This is a genomic window from uncultured Sanguibacteroides sp. (genome assembly GCF_900543425.1).
Classification (GTDB): Bacteria; Bacteroidota; Bacteroidia; order Bacteroidales; family Marinifilaceae; genus Gabonibacter.
On the sequence record NZ_UQRQ01000029.1, the window covers coordinates 18,247 to 37,885 of the forward strand.

The window sequence follows — 19,639 nt, forward strand, 5'->3', positions numbered from 1 at the left end:
AACACCCTCTCTTTTCAAAATAAAAAATATTGGAAGCGAGAGAATTATTACAATTATTTCAAGAACATCCTGTTGTAGGCAAAATTCGAAAATCTTTGGATAGGAGCCCGGATGTAAAATTGAAAATAGAAAATGGAGTCGGTTCGGTGCTCTCTTTTATCACGGCTATTCTTGGAAAGGAAAAAGAGGGGGTACAATTATTCGTGTTGAATGATAAGGAAGAAGCGGCTTATTTTTATAATGATCTGTTGTTTCTTTTGGGAGATGAAAAACTTCGTTTTTTGCCTGCCTCTTATCGTCGTTCCGGTAATTTCGAGGATAAGGATAACGATTCGATTCTGGTGCGGACGGAAGTGTTAAACGCATTGGTGGATAAGCAGGTCGGTTGGGTGGTGACTTACACGGAGGCTTTGGCTGAAAAGGTGGTAAATAAAGAGGTTTTGGCCGATATGTCGATGCCTGTATCCAAGGGAGATAAGTTATCTATCTCTTTCTTGGAGGATTTGCTTTCGGAGTATGATTTTGAAAGGAGTGATTTCGTATATGAACCCGGACAATTTTCAATTCGGGGGAGTATTGTCGACATCTATTCTTTCGCGGAAGAGCGTCCCGTGCGTTTGGATTTTTTCGGGGACAAGGTAGAAAGTATTCGCTACTTTGACGTGGAGACACAACTTTCGGAACAACAAATAGAACGCGTCGTACTCGTCCCGGATTTAAGTGAGACCGTGGATGGCGGTAAGTCTGGAACTTTGGCCGATTTTCTTGGGGAAGGTGTTATTTGGTGGTTGAAAAATACATTATTGATTCGTGATCGTTTGAATACCTTAAAACTGGATGATCCGGGTGATTTGTTGATTGTTGCCGATAAACTTTTACAAGCGATAGGAATGAATCCGGTTATCGAATGGGGATCGGATCTTTATTTCCGGGGAGAAATTCTGAAAATGGAAACGGAATTACAACCGGTGGTAAACAAACAATTTGATTTGTTGGCAGAACATTTGCAACATAAACAGCAGGAGGGATGCACGCTTTACGTCTGTTCGAATAATGAGATGCAGCTTCAGCGGTTGCGGGATATTTTTTCGGATAAAGGTTATATCATAAATTTTAAGTCTGTCGAGGGAACCGTACACGAGGGATTTTGTGATGCACAATTGCGGGTTTGTATATACACGGAACACCAAATATTTGACCGTTATCATAAATATCGGTTAAAGACGACGCAAATCAGAAAAGGAAGAGAATCGATTACGATTAGTGAATTGCAGAATTTGCACCCCGGAGATTACGTCGTTCATGTAGACCATGGGATCGGTCGGTTCGGGGGATTGGTTAGGATTAATAATGACGGCCGTGAACAGGAGGCTATACGTCTGGTTTATAAGAATAATTCGGAATTGTATGTCAGCCTTCATGCCTTGCATAAGATCTCTAAATACAAGGGAAAGGACGGAGTTCCTCCGGTTGTTAATAAATTGGGGGGAGATGCTTGGAATCGTTTGAAACAGAAAACGAAATCCAGGGTAAAAGATATTGCGCGGGAGTTAATTGCATTGTATGCCAAGCGGCGTAAAGAATCGGCCTTTGCCTATTCTAAGGATAGTTATTTACAGGAAGAGATGGAGGCGTCTTTTATGTATGAAGAGACTCCTGACCAGATGAAGGCAATTCAAGCCGTAAAGGAAGATATGGAAAATCCGCACGTGATGGATCGGCTGGTGTGTGGAGATGTTGGATTCGGCAAAACGGAAGTGGCGATAAGAGCTGCTTTTAAAGCCGTTGCCGATAGTAAGCAGGTGGCGGTCCTGGTACCTACTACGGTTTTGGCTTATCAGCATTATAATACTTTTATCAAAAGACTTGCGGGTATGCCTTGTCGGGTGGAATATATCAGTAGGATGAAGAAAAGTTCCGACATCAAGCGGATATTAAAAGAGTTAAGCGAAGGAAAAGTCGATATCATTATCGGGACTCATCGTTTAACGAGTTCCGACGTGCATTTTAAGGATTTGGGATTATTGATTATCGATGAGGAGCAGAAGTTCGGGGTAGCGGTAAAAGAAAGATTGAAACATTTGAAATTGAATGTTGATACGATTACCATGACGGCAACACCGATCCCCCGGACTTTACAATTTTCCCTGATGGGAGCCAGGGATATGTCGATTATCCGGACTCCGCCCCCTAATCGTTACCCTATAGTTACCGAATTGCATCGTTTTGACGAAAAAGTTATAAAAGAGGCGATCTCTTATGAATTGGCACGTGGCGGACAGGTGTTTTTTATTCATAACCGGGTGGAAAATATCCGGGAGATACAATATATGATCCATCGTCTGATCCCGGGAGTGAAGAGCTGTGTAGCTCACGGACAGATGAACGGGGAGGATTTGGAAACGGTCATGCATGATTTTATACGTGGGGATTATGATGTATTAATAGCTACGACTATTGTGGAATCCGGTTTGGATATCCCTAATGCCAACACGATGATTATCAATCAGGCGCAAAATTACGGATTGAGTGATCTGCATCAATTGCGGGGACGTGTAGGACGTTCTAACCGGAAGGCATTTTGTTATTTGTTGACACCTCCGTTGGAAATGGTTAATCAGGATGCCAGACGACGATTGAAGGCGATAGAGGATTATAGCGGACTTGGGAGTGGTTTTAATATTGCCATGCAAGATTTGGATATTCGCGGTGCCGGGAATATTTTAGGTGGAGAGCAGTCGGGTTTTATTGCCGAAATCGGTTACGAAACTTATCAACGGATATTGAATGAGGCCTTGCTGGAGTTGAGGGATGAAGAATTTCCCGAGTTGGAAGAGAGAAAGTCGGAAAATAACGAGTATTTTTCTGTGGATTGTGTTATTGATACGGATTTTGAAATTTTGATTCCGGAGACTTATGTAGAAAATGTGAGTGAACGGATTCGTTTGTATCGGGAATTGGATAATATCACGGATGAAAATACGTTACGACGTTTTGAGATTGAATTGCGGGATCGTTTTGGAGAGATTCCGGTACAGGTTGAAGCTTTGATGGAGGTGGTCCGGATCAGAAGAAGATGCGTGAACCTGGGGATAGAACGTTTATTGGTAAAGAACGGTAAGATGATAGCTTATTTTATTAGTGATCAGCATTCTCCTTATTACGCTTCTGCTATTTTTACGGCCGTTTTAAAGTTTGTGCAAAAACAGATTATTCCTTGTAAAATGAGTGAACGAAACGATAAGTTGACCCTCGTGTTTACGGGGATTGGAAATATAGGACGAGTATCTGAGATAACAGAGGTAATGGAGGAATTTACAGAGAAAAATTAATATGAGATGAATCTGGTTGTTGACATAGGAAATACGCGAACCAAATATGCCGTATTTGAAGATGATCTTTTTATCGAGAGTGGAATAGGGATTCCCGAATTATACGAGAAGGCCCTCTGTTGGCGGAAAATGGGGAAAGAGGTCAATGTAATTATGGCTAGCACCGGGGCGATCTCGACAGAATTGAGGGCTTGTTTAAGCGAGATTGCGACTTTTTTTTGTGAAGCGAACCCACTCATGTCGTTACCTATTCGTTTAGGATATGATACTCCTCAGACTTTGGGTATAGATCGTATCGCCGGATGTGTTGCCGCCGCTTTTTTGTTCCCGGGTAAAGATATGCTGGTTATCGATATGGGAACTGCCATTACTTTTGACTTCATAAATGGGGAAGGTGTGTTCTTGGGGGGGAATATTTCCCCAGGTATGCAGATTCGTTTTCGTGCGCTGAATGAATTTACATTAAGTCTTCCTTTGGTTGAAGGTTCTGATATTCATGGATATATGGGGATGAATACACCTGAAGCAATATTGAACGGGGTTATGAATGGTATACTTTTTGAAGTACGTGGTTATATTGATGAATTGCGTCGAGAAAATCCGGAGGCAATAGTAATCCTCACTGGAGGAGCTAGTCATTTCTTAAAAAAGTCTTTAAAACGAGAAGTTTTTTTTGATGAAAAATTAGTAATTGTAGGATTAAACCAAATGTTAGAATTTCAAAAGAGGAAATAATAATTGAAATATGCATATAGAAAAAGTCATTGAAGCCTTTACTTTTAAAAAAAATAATGGTAAATTTGCCCGGGATGAAATTATTTAGGGGTATATAAAAACAAATTGTTTCTTAATTTAAACTTAAAAATAGAGGGATCATATGAAAAGAATTGCTGTATTAGCGTTTGGGATATGTATACTTACCGTTGGCGGTTTAAAAGCCCAGAGTGAATCGAAATTTGGGAAAGATAGTATACAAACGTTGTATAATGCTTCAATTTATACGGAGTTATGGAGACAGAAGAACTTCAAGGAGGCCTTACCTGCCTGGAGATACGTGTTTCTTAATGCTCCGGCATTTCAACAGAATACTTACGTGCGGGGAGAAGATATTATAGAGTATATGTATAAAAGTACTCAAAAGAAAGAGTATTTGGATACCTTGATGATGGTGTACGATCAACGTATAAAGTATTTTGGGAACGATCCCAAGGCGGGTGAAGGATATATTTTAGGACGCAAGGGAATGGCAATGCTTGAATACGGAGACCAGAGTGCTGAAAATTTGAAACAAGCCTATGGTTATTTATTGAAATCTGTAGAGATGAAGGGAACCGCCTCTCATCCTGTTGTGATTGACCGGTTGATGTGTACGGCTTGTGATTTGGCCAAGGAAGGTCAGTTGACCTCAGAAGAGGTGTTGCGCCTATATGATGATTTGTCTCGTCTTGTTAAGAAGAACATCCTGGAAGGTGGAAAAGTTGGGGAAAATTTCGAGAGATGTCAAAAAAACTTGGATGCTTTTTTCTTTGCTTCAGGTCTTGCGGATTGTGAAACTTTATCTGGCTTGTTAACGGCGAGATATGAAGCGAATAAAACTAATCTGGATGAATTGAAGAGCATCTCTTCTCTGTTGAGAAGACGTGAATGTACGGATCTTCCGATCTATACGACCGTTGCAGAAACAATTTATCGGTTGGAGCCGTCTTCCAATGCGGCTTATGGTTTGGCTGTTATGTTTCTGGGTAAGCGTGATATAGGGAAAGCAGAACTGTATTTTAAAGAAGCGATAGATAAGGCTGAAAGTGCAGAGGAAAAAGAAAATGCCAATATGATGTTGGCTCAACTTTATTTGACAACGAAGAATTATCCGCAGGCAAAAAAATACGCTTTGGAAGTATTGAAAATAAATCCGAATTCGGGTAAAGCCTATATTGTTATAGGAAAAGCCTATGTTTTCGGGAGTAAGGGGTATGGTGAGGATGAATTTGATCAACATTCTGTTTTTTGGGCTGCAGTAGATAAATTCATCAAAGCTAAACAGGTGGATCCTGAGGTCACGACGGAAGCAGACGATTTAATAAAAACATATTCGGTCTATTTTCCCACGCAGAATGATGCCTTCTTCCGCTCGATAAAACCCGGAGATACGGTTACTATCGGAAGTTGGATAAATGAGAAAACAGCCGCGAGATTTAGGGAATAATATGATTATATTCCGTCGTCATATATGGAGAATTCAAAGCATTACCGTCCTCGTTTTAGGGGCGGTAATGCTTTTCTCTTGTAAAACAGATCAGAAAGAGATTGATCGGATTGTAAGTCGGGCTGATAGACCGGAAATGTCGGGAGAGAATCTTACCTTGCTCTATTCCGACTCTGCCCGTATTAAATATAAAGTGATTACGCCTGAGTATAATAAATACGATAAAGAGGGGCAGAAATACGATGAATTTCCTAAAGGCATACATGCTATTTTATACGATAAGGAGGGAAACGAAGTAGGTTCCTTGGTGTCGGAATACGCGAAAAAATTGGAGGATGAGATGTTGTGGGAGATTCGTAATAAAGTAGTTGTCGTGAATTCGGAGGGGAAAAAGTTGGAAACGGAGTTGTTGTATTGGGATATGAAAAAAGAGTTTCTTTATACCGATCGATATACTCGTTTTACTTCTGACGAACAGTTGATAGAGGGGAATAACGGATTTGAGTCGGATCAACAATTGAATAATCCACAATTTAAAAGTGTTACGGGCAAAATAGCCGAATCAGAAAATCAACCTAAATGACCATTTTTGTTGCCATAATAATTTGTTTGTTACTGTCTGCTTTTTTTTCCGGGATGGAAATAGCCTTTGTGGCATCCAATAAATTGCGTATTGAAATTGACAAATCGAATAAGGGAATAGCTCAAACGCTGATCGATTTGTTTGTATCCAATTCCGGAATGTATATTACTACGATTCTGGTCGGAAACAACGTGGTCATGGTTATTTACGGTATTTTCATGTCGGATTACTTGGATCCCCGTTTGGAGCAAGTAGGTATTTCATTGGGATTGCGAATGTTTACCGTTACGTTGATCTCGACTTTGATCATGTTGGCTGTTGCGGAGTTCTTGCCTAAGGTTATTTTCAGGTTACGTCCTAATTTGTTTTTACGGCTTTTTGCCATACCCGTTTTTTTATTCTACATCTTATTTTTTCCTATATCCTATTTTTCCGTTTGGTTCGGGGGATTGTTATTACGGATTTTTACAGGAAAGAAATTGGCACATAAGGAGGAAGATAAAGCTTTTGGAAAGATCGATTTAAATAATCTGATCGAGGAAGGAGAGGCTTCGGGAACGTTAAACGAAGATGAACATGATATAAAATTATTCCGGAATGCGTTGGACTTTTCCGAAGTGAAGCTAAGAGAGTGTATGGTTCCCCGTACGGATATAGTGGCTTTGCCGTTGGATGGGAATTTGAATGAATTGAGGGATCTTTTTGTACAGACGGGTTTTTCTCGTATTTTAATTTATAAGGATAGCATAGATAATGTTATCGGGTATGTACATTCATCGGCTCTTTTTCATCATCCGGAAACTATCGCTAAGGCTGTCAGTAAGATTTTGATCGTTCCGGAGACGATGTCGGCTTTACGTTTATTGAATCTTTTCACGAAAGAGCAAAAAAGTGTGGCTGCCGTGGTTGATGAATTCGGGGTGACGGCAGGGATGGTGACGATCGAGGATATCATGGAGGAGATTTTTGGTGAGATCGAAGACGAACATGATCATTTAAACCTGAAGGAGGAGGTACTGGCCCCAAACGAATATCTTTTTTCCGGTCGTTTGGAAGTGGATTACCTGAACGAGAAATACAATCTGGATCTTCCTGAAAGTGAAGAATACGAAACGTTGGCCGGATTAATATTGTATTATAATGAAGATATTCCGGATGAAGGCGAGCAGGTTGTCGTTGACGGGATTACTTTTGAAATATTGCAGGTAAAGAGTGCGCGTATTGAAGAGGTTAAAGTCATGATATAAAAGGAGCTTTATTTTAAAGCTCCTTTTTGTTTCAACATATCTTCAAAGTGCCTGATGTTATTTTCATGCTCCCGGCTGCAGATCATAAGGTAATCGTTTTGTTCCGCAATGATACAATTGTCAATGCCTTCTACGATCACTTTCTTCTGGTGGGGAACACACACGATACACTCTTTGGAATCGACAAAAAGTACATTTTTATTGTTGCTTACGTTTTGATTTTCGTCCTTGGGGCTTATTTCGTGGAAAGAGTGCCATGTTCCGACGTCCGACCAGCCAAATTCTCCTTTGATCACGTAAACTTTGGAAGATTTTTCCATAATGCCGAAGTCGATGGATACATTGGGACTTTGGCAGTAAATATGGGATATGTTTTCGGCGGAATCAGGATTTTCGGCATTTTTATATTCATTCTCGAACAGGAGGTAAAGATCTTCCAAATGATTTTTGAATTCGTTGATAATCTCTTTTACTTTCCAGATAAAAATACCTGCGTTCCAGAGGAAATCACCCGATTCCATAAATATTTTCGCCAATTCTTGATCCGGCTTTTCCGTAAATGTCTTGACTTTTGAAACGTATTCCGTGATTTTATTTTTTTTGATTTGAATGTATCCGTAACCTGTTTCCGGCCTGGTCGGTTTTATCCCGATGGTAAGTAATCCACCGTATTGCTCGACAAAATCCAATCCTTTCGTAATGTTATTGATGTATTCGTTATCGTTGAAAATAAAATGGTCGGAGGGAACAACGACCATAGAGGCTTCCGGATTTGTTCTTGCAATTTTGTAAGCAGCATAAGCTATGCAAGGAGCGGTATTTTTGCCGAAAGGTTCTTTTAAAATATTTTCGGATGGAATCTCTGGTATTTGTTCTTTTGTGATATCTTCATAAGCGGTTCCTGTCACAATAATGATGTTTTGCGTGTCGAAGATTTGATTTGCTCGTTCAAAGGTTTGTCTCAGAAAACTTTTACCTGTGTTCATGATGTCACAAAATTGTTTGGGGCAAGCCTTGTTGCTGACAGGCCAGAATCGTTTCCCGAGTCCGCCTGCCATGATTACGCAGTACGAGTTTTTATTCATCTTTAATTGTAATTTTGAAATTAAATTCCTCTTATTGTTGTCGAAATTAGTAATAAATCCGTGAATAATTTCTATTTTTACGATAAAATTTGAAGAAAGGATTGGAGACGGGTATTAATAAAGAAGTTAGTATTGATGAAAATTTTAGATCGGTTAGGAGCTTATATACTATTTCTGGGGAAGATATTCACAAAGCCTGAAAAAAAACGAGTTTATCTGAAGGAGTTACTCAATGAATTTGAAAAGTTGGGATTAAACTCGATCGTATTGGTAATGATTATTTCCTTTTTTATAGGGGCTGTATTGACTTTACAAACGGCATATAATATGTCAAGCCCGCTTTTACCCCGTTATTTGATCGGTTATCTGACACGTGAAACGTTGTTGTTGGAGTTTTCTTCAACTATTGTAAGTTTGATTTTAGCAGGAAAGATCGGTAGTAATATTGCCTCGGAAATCGGCAGTATGAAAATTACGGAACAGATAGAAGCCTTAGAATCCATGGGGGTGAACTCCGTTTCCTATCTGGTTGGCCCCAAGATTGCGGCGGCTTTGGTCATCAATCCTATTTTATATGTGTTTAGCGTGTTTGTCGGTATTATCGGTGGTATCCTTTCCGGGTTGGCTTCGGGAGTAGTAAATTATGATGATTATATTCATGGATTGCATTTTTCGTTTAATCCGTATTATGTGACCTATTCGATTATCAAAACCTTGTTTTTTGCGGTTATTTTTACTTCTATTCCTGCATTTTACGGTTATAATGTTCAGGGTGGAGCTTTGGAGGTCGGACGAGCAAGTACGAAAGCCGTTGTGGATAGCAGTATAGCGATATTAGTCTCTAATTTGATATTAACTAAAATCTTATTATAATGATTCGGGTAGAACATATATATAAATCATTTGATAAGAAAGTTGTATTGTCGGATATCGATGCCGTTTTTGAAGAGGGGAAAGTTAATTTGATTATCGGGAAAAGTGGTTCCGGTAAAACGGTATTGCTGAAGTCTTTGATCGGTTTACATCCGATCGACTCCGGTCGGATCTTGTATGACGATCGGGATATTACCTCTATGGATACGAAACAGGTAAAAAAGATCAGGGAAGAATTGGGGGTTGTATTCCAGGGAGGGGCTTTGTTCGATTCGCTTTCCGTTTTGGAAAATGTAAAATTTCCGTTGAACCTTTTTTCTCATATGAGTGAGAAAGAAAAGGTGGAACGAGCTTTGTTTTGTTTGAATCGCGTTAATTTGGATAACGTGGAAAAATTTTATCCGGCAGAGATAAGTGGAGGAATGAAAAAGCGGGTTGCCATTGCCCGGGCGATTGTCATGCAGCCGAAGTATCTGTTTTGTGATGAACCTAATTCGGGATTGGACCCCTTAACTTCTATCGTTATCGACAATTTGCTGTCGGAATTGACACATGAATATCAAATGACGACCATTATCAATACTCATGATATGAATTCCGTGTTTGAAATAGGAGAGAACATTTTATTTATTCATGAAGGAAAAAAAGAGTGGGAAGGCAATAACGTAGAGATTATGAATACGACTAATAAGGCCTTGAATGAATTTTTGTTTACTTCGAAATTTAATCAATTGATAAAAGAAAAATGGAAAGGGTGTGAGGAGTCGACACCTAAAGATAAGGTATGAATATGAAGAATATATTGTGGATTATATTGATCGTAACCTGCATGACGGCCTGTTCGAAAAAAGTCCCTTTAGACAGAAAGGAATTTACGTCATTGTTGATTGATATGCATACGGTAGATGGAGCTCTCACTATCTGGACGGAAGAATATGGCGGAGATGACCGGAAGAAATACATGTATTATAATGATTTGTTTGAAAAGTACGGGATCACACAGGCTGAGTTTGATTCGTGCGTTCATTATTACTCGGCTAAAACGGCTCTTTTTACTAAAATATACGATGTCGTTATTGATTCTTTGAATCGCAGGTTAACGGAAAAAACACGTGTTTATAAGCAATTGACACTTCGAGATTCCATGAATTTAATGCCGGGGTATAAGATGTGGGTGTTCGATACGTTAGATTGTGATTCAGTTTGGCTAAAAGATGAATTCATCGATGTATTGTGTGCCGGGAATTGGAAGAAAGAGGTTGTTACGGGGGATACGGTTGTGTTGGATGAACAAAATCCGTATGTTGAGATCGAATTGGATGATGTTGTTCCCGGGATGTATAATTTTAAGACAAATCTAAAATTTGAACACCGGGATAGAAAAAAGAGTAAAAAGATTTTTTCTTATTTCCTTTCGGATCAAAATGATACGCTAAAGATCAAGGATACGTGGGTTACAATGGATTCGATAAAACGAGTTTATACCTGGTCTTATTACGTGAGCGATTCTATTTATAACAAGCTTCGTATACGTATTTTAGACGGGGAAAAAACGAAAAAGGGAGAAAAAGAGTGGAATGGAAAAATTTGGGATACGGGTATATTTAAATTGTATCAAACTCCGAAAGAAGAGGAGCGTAATAAGGAATTCTATCGATTAAATAAATAATGAGAAAAATTGCGGCTAATTATATTTTCTTACCGGGTTATCCTTTGGTGAGAAATGGATATGTTATTGTTGATAATAAGTGTGTTGTCGACGTGGTGGACACGGGAGGTTCTATTCGTGAGCTTCCCGGTCTGGAATTTTACGGGGGAATGCTCGTGGCTGGATTTTTAACGGATGATAAGACGGTTTGGTGTCCGGGAGATGATTTGTTATCGTGTATTATTGATATATATGATAAAAAATGTAATTTTAAACCCGGATTGGCTCTCGTGCAGGGAGCTGATTGGGAGTACTTCAGGTGGTCTGAGGGGACTTCTATTTTGCGTTTGGTATAATATTAAATAAAGAGCGATGAGTAAATTGTATTTGACACTTGTTTTATGTTTTACTTGGGGAATGCTGTCTGCGGGTCCCCTTTGGATGCGTTATCCGAGTATCTCTCCGGATGGGAAACAGATTGTATTCAGTTACAAAGGAGATATTTATAAAGTTTCTGCAGATGGCGGGAGGGCTGAGCAATTGACAACGAATCCCGGGTATGAAGCTTATCCGATCTGGTCTCCTGACGGTAAATACATCGCTTTCGCGAGCGATCGTTATGGGAATTTGGATATATTTATTATGCCTGCTACCGGTGGAACTCCTAAACGGGTAACCACTTATTCGGGAAAAGAGATTCCGTATACTTTTACTCCCGATGGAAAAGAAATTGTTTATGGGGCTCAGATCCAAGATCCGGCAGAAAGTGCTTTATTCCCTTCTCCGGCTTTAACGGAACTTTATGCGGTTTCCGTTGATGGCGGAAGGCCTCGACAAGTGCTGGGAACTCCGGCCGAAAGTATTTGTTTTTCCAAGTCCGGTGAGCAGTTTCTGTATCAAAATAAAAAAGGGGGAGAGAATGAGTGGCGTAAACATCACACCTCTTCGATCACCCGGGATATTTATTTGTATGATATAAAGAGTAAGAAACACGTGAGTTTGATTGATTGGCAGGGAGAGGATCGGAATCCTGTTTTTGCTCCGGGAGATGAGAAAGTTTATTTTTTAAGCGAACGAAGTGGCTCGTTTAATATCTACTCGTTTAATTTGACAAACCCGGGTGACGTCGTATCAGTTACTTCATTTGAAAGTCGCCCCGTGCGTTTTTTAAGTATAGCCAATACCGGACGTTTATGCTTTGGGTATGATGGCGAGATTTATATAAAGGACGAAACCTCGAAGCCTAAAAAGGTTGCGATTGAAATACGGGGAGACCAGGTTGTTAATGATAAGGAGGAGCTTCATTTTACTTCGGGAGCGACCGATGCCGAAGTATCACCTGACGGAAAACAGATTGCTTTGATTTTGCGCGGAGAGGTATTTGTTACTTCGACGGATTACGTGACGACGAAACAGATTTCCAAAACTCCGGAACAGGAAAAATGGTTGAGCTTTGCTCCTGATAACCGGACGTTGGCCTATGCTAGCGAACGAAATGGAAATTGGAATATCTATACGGCGGAAATTGTCCGAAAAGAGGAGATTAATTTTCCGAATGCCACGTTGATCAATGAAAAAGCTTTATTGCCCGTCTCTTCCAAGGAGCGTTTTGCCCCGCAATTTTCTCCGGACGGTAAAGAGCTGGCTTTTATAGAGGATCGTAACAAGCTGATGGTTATTAACTTGAAAGATAAGAAAGTACGTCAAATTACCGATGGAAGCATGCATTATCGTACGGGAGACGGATTCACGTATAAATGGTCTCCGGATGGCAAATGGTTTGCTTTGGAATTTATTGGAAACAAGCATGATCCTTATGGGGATATTGGAATCGTGAGTGCCGCGGGCGGGGCGAGAATTATTAATTTGACTCGTAGTGGATACTCTAATGGTAATCCCCGTTGGGTATTGGATGGGAATGCTATTCTGTTTTCGAGTGAACGTTATGGGATGAGAAACCACGCTTCGTGGGGATCTCTGGAAGACGTGATGATTGTTTTCTTAAATCAGGATGCTTATGATAGATATAGATTGAATAAAGAGGATTACGAATTGTTGAAGCAGGAAGAGAAATCGGCTTATAAAGAAGAAAAACAGGAAGAGAAGCAGCAGCAAGAGATAGTTGTCGAATTGAGAGGGATAGAAGATCGAATCGTGCGCTTAACTCCGAGTTCTTCCGAGCTGGGCGATGCTATTTTAAGTCGGACGGGAGATAAGTTGTATTATTTAGCCTCATTTGAGAGCGGCCTTGGTTTGTGGGAGATGGATCTACGGAGTAAAAATATTCGTTTGATGCATAAATTAAACGGGAATTGGGGCTCTTTAATGTTGGACGAATCGGGTAATAATCTCTTTTTATTGGGAGGCCGGAATATGCAAAAGATCAGTTTGCAATCCGATAAACAGACCCCAATCACGTACAAGGCCACGATGGAATTGGATAAAGTGGCCGAGAGGGCTTATATGTTTGACAGGGTACGTCGGCAGGAGGCTAAACGTTTTTATGATAAAAATATGCATGGGGTAGATTGGCCGGCAGTGACGAAGGATTATGAAAAATTTTTACCTTACATCAACAATAATTATGACTTCTCGGAATTGTTAAGTGAATTGCTCGGAGAATTGAATGTATCTCATACTGGCGGTCGTTTCTATCCGGAGGAAAGAGGAGATGAAACAGCCGAAGCGGGATTGTTGTTTGAATGGAATGAGCGGCGGCCGGGTTTGATTGTCACGGAGGTGTTGGAAAAAGGACCTTTTGACAATGCCCGGTCAAAAGTACAGGTTGGAGATATTGTGGAGAAGATTGACGGACAAAAGATCGAAGCCGGGACGGATTATTTTCCGATGTTGAATAAAAAGAGAGGAGAGAAGACATTGTTTTCGTTCTATAATCCGAAATCGAAAGAGCGTTGGGAAGAGGTCATCAAGCCGATCTCTAAAGGCAGTATGCGGCAGTTATTGTACAAACGTTGGGTTAAGCAAAGAGCCGCAGAGGTCGATCGTCTCTCCGGAGGCCGGTTAGGGTATGTACATATTGCAAGTATGAGTGATCCGAGCTTCCGTTCGATTTATTCCGATATATTAGGAAAATACAATGATCGGGAAGGGATTGTGATTGATACTCGCTTCAATGGCGGGGGACGTTTGCACGAGGATATAGAGGTTTTGTTTAGCGGAGAGAAGTATTTTACTCAGGTTATTCGCGGACGCGAAGCATGCGATATGCCCAGCCGTCGTTGGAATAAGCCATCTATTATGATTATCGGTGAAGCTAATTACTCGAATGCGCATGGGACTCCCTGGGTCTATAAATATAAGAATATAGGCAAATTAGTCGGAATGCCTGTTCCGGGTACGATGACAAGTGTTTCATGGGAACGTTTACAGGATCCGACCTTGGTTTTCGGAATTCCTATCGTTGGATATCGTTTGGCGGATGGTTCTTATTTGGAGAACAAACAATTGGAGCCGGATGTGAAAATTGCCAATTCTTCGGAAAAGGTTATTACAGGACGGGATGAACAGTTGGAAAGAGCAGTAATGGAGCTGTTGAAAGAAATCGATCAGAAAAAATAGGAAAAGGGTGTTGACAGCACCCTTTTCACACATCAATAGAGAAGTATTTAACTAAAAATCAATTATCTGTATTCTTTTATCTGGCCTTCGAGATCATAAAATTTTAGATCCCTGGGTACGTTTTCCGTAAATTCTATTTTGCAATGGCTGGGTAAGAGAATTCTGATATCCAGCTCTTGTCCCCTCCACGGGCCTTCGATTTTGAAATAATTATCCATTCGTAAGGTATCGTTCTTCAACTCCCAGTTGATTTGGATACCTTTATCTTCCGTGTTAAGATAGTCCGAGGCATTGGTACTCCGATTGAAAGATATTTGGGGTTCCTCGACATTTTTTGATGCGTAGATGGAAAATTTAACCGGAGAAACCAAAAAGGATGCTTTTTTATCTCGGACTCTAAAAATCGATCGATATCTATTAGTATTGTAACCTGTATTGTAGAGATCCTTGAGATCTATGACGATTTTATTCGATAACGGACTGAGAAGCGTTGAGGTGTTGGTTCTTATTGTTCGTTGCGTATAATTCTGTGCTTCCGATAATCCGACAATGAGCAGTAGAAATAAACAGACTAACCATATTACTCCGGCCGGCAACAGAATAGTTCTATTGTTACTTTCGAAAGAGATCAATATTTTAAGTGCCAGAAAAATGATGAATAAACAGGGTATGACGGTTAGGAAGAAAAAGCAGATTTTAAGGATGGAAAGATGAAAAGGAGAAACCATGCAGATGGCTTCTTCGTACGCTTCCGCCCACGGCATTAAGTTGGGTAAAAATAGTATCGATATGAATGTAAAGAGCGATACGATACCGAATAAGAGAACAGATAAACCGAAGAGAAAAGCGATGGCTTTCCCTATCCCGCCGAAAAATCTACCTATGAGCTCTCCTATCCTTCTGAAAAACCGATGTATCGGAGATATTTTTATTTCCTGATACTCTTCTTTTACCGAACGTTCGATGTTGGGGATGTTGATATTTTTACCTTTCATTTCTAATTTTTCTCTGGAGTTCTTGGCTTTGGGAATAACTGTCCAGAGTACGATATATACTAAAATGAAAATGCCGTAGTATAGTGAAAAAAGGATAAAGCAGATACGTATAAGTATCATGGAAATTCCCCAATAGGAAGCCAAACCCGAGGCGACACCCCCCAATACCATGTGATCCGGATCCCGGTACAGTTTATGTGTGGGTTTCCCTTTGGATTCTTCCGCTTCCTCCTCGTCGTCTATGATATCAGCCGGTTTCCCCATGGTCGTGATTGCTTTTTCGACATCTTCTAAAATAATGGATTCCCGGAATTTCTCTTTTTGATATTGCATGAAAAGTTCGGCAATGCGGCTTTCGATATCATACATGATCTCTGTCCCGTCTTCTTCCTTTGTGTAATGGTTTTTAAGTATATTGATGTAAGCCTGAAGTTTCTCAAAAGCATCCTCGTCAATGTGAAAAACTTTCCCGCTTAGGTTTATGGTGTATGTCTTTTTCATGATGGTGTTAGTTTAAGCGTTATGATTCTCTTTAATATGGTTTACGGCAGATATCAATTCTTCCCAAGAATTTTCCAACTCTTTTAGAAATGTACGCCCTAATTCGGTAATACTATAATACTTCCGAGGGGGGCCTTGTAAAGACTCTTCCCATCTATAGGAGAGCAGCCCCGTGTTTTTAAGCCTTGTTAATAAAGGATAGATCGTGCCCTCGACAACGATCATTCTGGATTCTTTTAATTTGTTAATTATATCGGGGACGTATACGTCTTTTTGCGATATGATCAGCAAAATGCAATATTCCAGGATTCCTTTTCGCATTTGGGCTTGTGTGTTTTCAATATTCATATCCTGTTATTATTATTTGTGTGCGACAAATATATAAATAAAAAATAGTATTATGCAATACATAGTACTATAAAAATTAAAAATATTTTTTTGAGGTAAAATTATTTTTCGGATAAAAGGCAAACGTTTTCGTGGATTTTACTTGAACAGAGTGGATTAAACTTCATATTAAAGATTAACTTTGTGTCGGAAAAAAATCAGGAAACAATTAAGAAAATAGATATGAAAAAGGTATTATTGATGATTTTGGATGGTTGGGGAATTGGTCGGCACGATCATTCGGATGCGATAGGAAGCACTCCGACGCCTCATATTACGGCTTTGTCGAATCATAATCCCAGGGCTTTACTGTATACCAGCGGGGAGAATGTCGGATTGCCTGACGGACAGATGGGAAATTCGGAGGTCGGACACTTGAATATCGGGGCCGGCCGGGTGGTGTACCAGGATTTGGTGAAGATTAACCGGGCATGCCGGGATCATTCCATTGCTCAAAATCCGGAAATTGTAAAAGCTTTCACCTACGCCAAAGAGAATGGTAAACGGGTTCATTTTATGGGTTTGGCTTCTCAGGGTGGTGTACACAGTTCTCTGGATCATGTGTTTGCACTTTGTGAATTATCTAAGGAATACGGAATAGAGAATACTTTTATACACTGTTTCATGGACGGTCGGGATACGGATCCCCGTAGCGGAAAAGAATTTTTGCAACAGTTGGAGTTTGAAATGGCTAAATCTACCGGAAGGATAGCTTCCGTTATCGGTCGGTACTATGCTATGGATCGGGATTCTCGTTGGGAACGGATTCGTGAGGCTTATGATCTTTTGGTCAACGGGAAGGGAGTTCCTGCTACGGATGTAATAGCAGCGATACAAGATTCTTATGATGCGGGTGTGACGGATGAATTTATAAAACCGATTGTCCGGGTGAATGAGAACGGGAATCCCGTAGGGACTATTCAGGAAGGCGATATGGTTATTTTCTTTAATTTCCGGAATGACCGGGCCAAAGAGTTGACGATCGTGTTGACGCAGGAAAATAAACCGGAATTCGGGATGAAAACTATGCCCTTGTACTATTGTTGTATGACTCCTTATGATGCAAAATTTCAGGGACTGCACATTCTTTTTGATAAGGAAAATGTCGTAAATACCATTGGTGAATATATTGCATCTTTGGGATTGAAACAATTACGTATTGCCGAAACTGAAAAATATGCCCACGTTACCTTCTTTTTGAATGGAGGTCGTGAAGAGCCTTTTACCGGGGAAAAACGAATATTAGTTCCTTCTCCCAAGGTTGCTACTTATGATTTGCAACCGGAAATGTCGGCCCTGATAGTAACGGAGAAAATTGTGGAGGAATTAAAACGAAAAGAGGTCGATTTTATTTGTTTGAATTATGCTAACGGAGATATGGTAGGACATACCGGGGTTTATGAAGCCATCCGGAAAGCCGTTTCAACGGTTGACGAATGTGTCGGAAAGACGGTGGCGGCAGCCCGGGAAAATGGGTATGACGTGTTGATTATTGCCGATCATGGAAACGCGGATAATGCGGTGAATGAAGACGGAACTCCCAATACGGCCCACTCGTTGAATCCGGTTCCTTGTATCTGGGTAACGGATTCTAATTGCGACCACCTTCGGGATGGAGTTTTAGCCGATGTGGCTCCGACTGTTTTGACCATTATGGGACTGCCCGTCCCGCCGGAAATGACCGGAAAATCTTTGTTGGTTTGAACGATAAAAGAAATTCTGTGATAGAGAGATTTCGGGATTGACGATTTAAAAATAACCCGCAGGGACGGGTACGATATGCTAACATTGTAGATTGTAAATTAAGAAATTCAGAAGCTAATTTACAATCTACAATTTACAATTAAAAAGATTTACGATTTCGGATTGTAAGTTTATGCGGGCTGCTCTGTATTTTTGTCTCGAGGGCGGATTTATTAACCGGGTAATGAGAAATGACTAAATTTGTCCGTTTTATTTCAATTTTCAAATTATATGATACAAATAGGGGATACGATTGTCAGTTTGGATGTAATCGAGAAAAAATTTTGTTGTGATTTATCGGTTTGCAAAGGTATTTGCTGTGTGGAAGGTGATGCCGGGGCTCCTTTGGAAGAAAAGGAGGAAGAATACATACGAGAGAATTACGAGAAAATAAAATTATACATGAAACCGGAGGGGATACAGGCTGTCGAAGAGCAGGGATGGGCAGTTATTGACGTGGAAGGCGATCTGGGTACACCTTTAATTCATGGAAGGGAGTGTGCCTATGCTATTGAAGAAAACGGAAGTTGTTGGTGTGCCATTGAGAAAGCCTGGACGGAGGGGAAAAGTACTTTTCGTAAGCCTGTTTCCTGTCATTTGTATCCGATTCGGATCACCAGATACCCTTCGTTTCAAGCGGTTAATTATGACGAGTGGAAGATTTGTATAGGGGCAAAAATAAAGGGAGAGCAAGAGGGAGTACCTCTTTATATCTTTTTAAAAGACGCTTTGATTGAGAAATATGGAGCGGAGTGGTATGAACAACTTTGCTACGTGGCAAACGAGATAAAGCGGGGGAAAATCAAGTTTAAGCTCTGAAAATTTAGATGCTTTTCTTTGTAGAGAAAAAAAGTTATTTTATCTTTGCAGCGCAAAAGCAAAATGGTGGATGTAGCTCAGTCGGTTAGAGCGTCGGATTGTGGTTCCGAAGGTCGTCGGTTCGAGCCCGATCTTCCACCCCTTAACCACAAAGCAGTTATTCGAAAGATAACTGCTTTTTTGTTTCCGGCTTATTCTTTGTGTATAACACTGAATTCGTAAATCGAAGGAGGGGCACTAGCTGCCAGTACTTTCAAGCGAATCTGACTGGTTTGGTAAGTTTGAGGGAGATGGATCACTTTACAGGCTCCCATCGGACTTTGAGACAGGTAAAGGGTTGTCCACCGGTTGTCTTGCCAGATGTCGATTGTATAGGCTTGAATCCGGTTTTGCAAGCCATCCCGGTATTCAAAAATGGAAATTTTGTTGAATTTATCCCGTTCATTTAATTTTATAATCAGCTCCGGACAATCGATCTGGCTGGCCCAACGGGTTTGTAATCCGCCATCGACGACATTTTGTGGGCCGTATTCCTGGATTTGATTGTTCCAAACCGAGTTGACATTGGCTTCTTGTTGCAGAGAGACCGTTTTCCCATTGGTCGGAAAAGGTTTGTTTTTCCGCAGATTTAACCTGTTTTTCAA

General features: G+C 40.4%; 16 protein-coding genes and 1 tRNA gene. 13 read left to right on the forward strand and 4 right to left on the reverse strand.

Annotated elements, in window-relative coordinates; all coding sequences use genetic code 11:
* Positions 1–29 precede the first annotated feature (29 nt).
* From mfd to QZR76_RS12610, 5 genes are all read left to right on the forward strand, one after another.
* Positions 30–3,332, forward strand: coding sequence for a transcription-repair coupling factor (mfd, locus tag QZR76_RS12590; RefSeq protein ID WP_294143163.1), 3,303 nt, complete (start codon positions 30–32; stop codon positions 3,330–3,332).
* 6 nt (positions 3,333–3,338) lie between these two features.
* A complete protein-coding gene (locus QZR76_RS12595; RefSeq protein WP_294143164.1) occupies positions 3,339–4,067 on the forward strand; it encodes a type III pantothenate kinase in 729 nt (242 codons plus the stop codon).
* Between the two features lie 142 nt (positions 4,068–4,209).
* Entirely contained in the window at positions 4,210–5,535 is a 1,326-nt protein-coding gene (locus QZR76_RS12600; protein ID WP_294143165.1) for a hypothetical protein, read from the forward strand.
* Positions 5,504–6,118 carry an LPS export ABC transporter periplasmic protein LptC gene (gene lptC / locus QZR76_RS12605; RefSeq protein ID WP_294143166.1) on the forward strand — a complete coding sequence of 205 codons (615 nt, stop codon included), beginning with the start codon at positions 5,504–5,506 and terminating at the stop codon, positions 6,116–6,118. The genes QZR76_RS12600 and lptC overlap by 32 nt, the downstream gene beginning before the upstream one ends.
* The gene (locus QZR76_RS12610; RefSeq protein ID WP_294143167.1) at positions 6,115–7,365 is read left to right on the forward strand and encodes a hemolysin family protein; all 1,251 of its coding nucleotides are present in this window, start codon (positions 6,115–6,117) and stop codon (positions 7,363–7,365) included. The genes lptC and QZR76_RS12610 overlap by 4 nt, the downstream gene beginning before the upstream one ends.
* An 8-nt stretch (positions 7,366–7,373) precedes the next feature.
* Here the strand turns inward: QZR76_RS12610 and QZR76_RS12615 are convergent, their stop codons facing one another.
* Positions 7,374–8,450, reverse strand: coding sequence for a mannose-1-phosphate guanylyltransferase (locus tag QZR76_RS12615; RefSeq protein WP_294143168.1), 1,077 nt, complete (start codon positions 8,448–8,450; stop codon positions 7,374–7,376).
* A 135-nt stretch (positions 8,451–8,585) separates the two neighbouring features.
* Here QZR76_RS12615 and QZR76_RS12620 point away from each other — a divergent pair, with 135 nt between their 5' ends.
* Genes QZR76_RS12620 through QZR76_RS12640 form a run of 5 tightly spaced genes read left to right on the forward strand, consistent with a single transcriptional unit; the run spans position 8,586 to position 14,550 of the window.
* Entirely contained in the window at positions 8,586–9,323 is a 738-nt protein-coding gene (locus QZR76_RS12620; protein ID WP_294143169.1) for an ABC transporter permease, read from the forward strand.
* Positions 9,323–10,111, forward strand: a complete 789-nt coding sequence (locus QZR76_RS12625; RefSeq protein ID WP_294143170.1) for an ATP-binding cassette domain-containing protein — start codon at positions 9,323–9,325, stop codon at positions 10,109–10,111. Before QZR76_RS12620 ends, QZR76_RS12625 begins: the two co-directional genes overlap by 1 nt.
* 2 nt (positions 10,112–10,113) lie before the next feature.
* A complete protein-coding gene (locus QZR76_RS12630) occupies positions 10,114–10,992 on the forward strand; it encodes a DUF4296 domain-containing protein (protein ID WP_294143171.1) in 879 nt (292 codons plus the stop codon).
* Complete coding sequence (locus QZR76_RS12635; RefSeq protein WP_294143172.1) at positions 10,992–11,327, forward strand: hypothetical protein; 336 nt, start codon at positions 10,992–10,994, stop codon at positions 11,325–11,327. The genes QZR76_RS12630 and QZR76_RS12635 overlap by 1 nt, the downstream gene beginning before the upstream one ends.
* Before the next feature lie 16 nt (positions 11,328–11,343).
* Positions 11,344–14,550 carry a S41 family peptidase gene (locus QZR76_RS12640; RefSeq protein WP_294143173.1) on the forward strand — a complete coding sequence of 1,069 codons (3,207 nt, stop codon included), beginning with the start codon at positions 11,344–11,346 and terminating at the stop codon, positions 14,548–14,550.
* A gap of 62 nt (positions 14,551–14,612) precedes the next feature.
* Here the strand turns inward: QZR76_RS12640 and QZR76_RS12645 are convergent, their stop codons facing one another.
* A complete protein-coding gene (locus tag QZR76_RS12645; protein WP_294143174.1) occupies positions 14,613–16,046 on the reverse strand; it encodes a PspC domain-containing protein in 1,434 nt (477 codons plus the stop codon).
* A 12-nt stretch (positions 16,047–16,058) separates the two neighbouring features.
* The gene (locus QZR76_RS12650) at positions 16,059–16,394 is read right to left on the reverse strand and encodes a PadR family transcriptional regulator (RefSeq protein WP_294143175.1); all 336 of its coding nucleotides are present in this window, start codon (positions 16,392–16,394) and stop codon (positions 16,059–16,061) included.
* 222 nt (positions 16,395–16,616) lie between these two features.
* On the opposite strand from QZR76_RS12650, the gene gpmI reads away from it, so the two are divergent.
* The 3 genes from gpmI (at position 16,617) to QZR76_RS12665 (ending at position 19,136) form a co-directional block, all read left to right on the forward strand.
* On the forward strand, positions 16,617–18,137 hold the full coding sequence (gpmI, locus tag QZR76_RS12655) for a 2,3-bisphosphoglycerate-independent phosphoglycerate mutase (RefSeq protein WP_294143176.1): 1,521 nt from the start codon (positions 16,617–16,619) through the stop codon (positions 18,135–18,137).
* 270 nt (positions 18,138–18,407) lie between these two features.
* Positions 18,408–18,995 carry a DUF3109 family protein gene (locus tag QZR76_RS12660; protein ID WP_294143177.1) on the forward strand — a complete coding sequence of 196 codons (588 nt, stop codon included), beginning with the start codon at positions 18,408–18,410 and terminating at the stop codon, positions 18,993–18,995.
* 65 nt (positions 18,996–19,060) lie between these two features.
* Positions 19,061–19,136: transfer RNA gene (locus tag QZR76_RS12665), tRNA-His, on the forward strand.
* A 50-nt stretch (positions 19,137–19,186) separates the two neighbouring features.
* Here QZR76_RS12665 and QZR76_RS12670 read toward each other — a convergent pair.
* Positions 19,187–19,639, reverse strand: a 453-nt coding sequence (locus tag QZR76_RS12670; RefSeq protein ID WP_294143178.1) for a discoidin domain-containing protein, incomplete at its 5' end; no start/stop codon positions are given.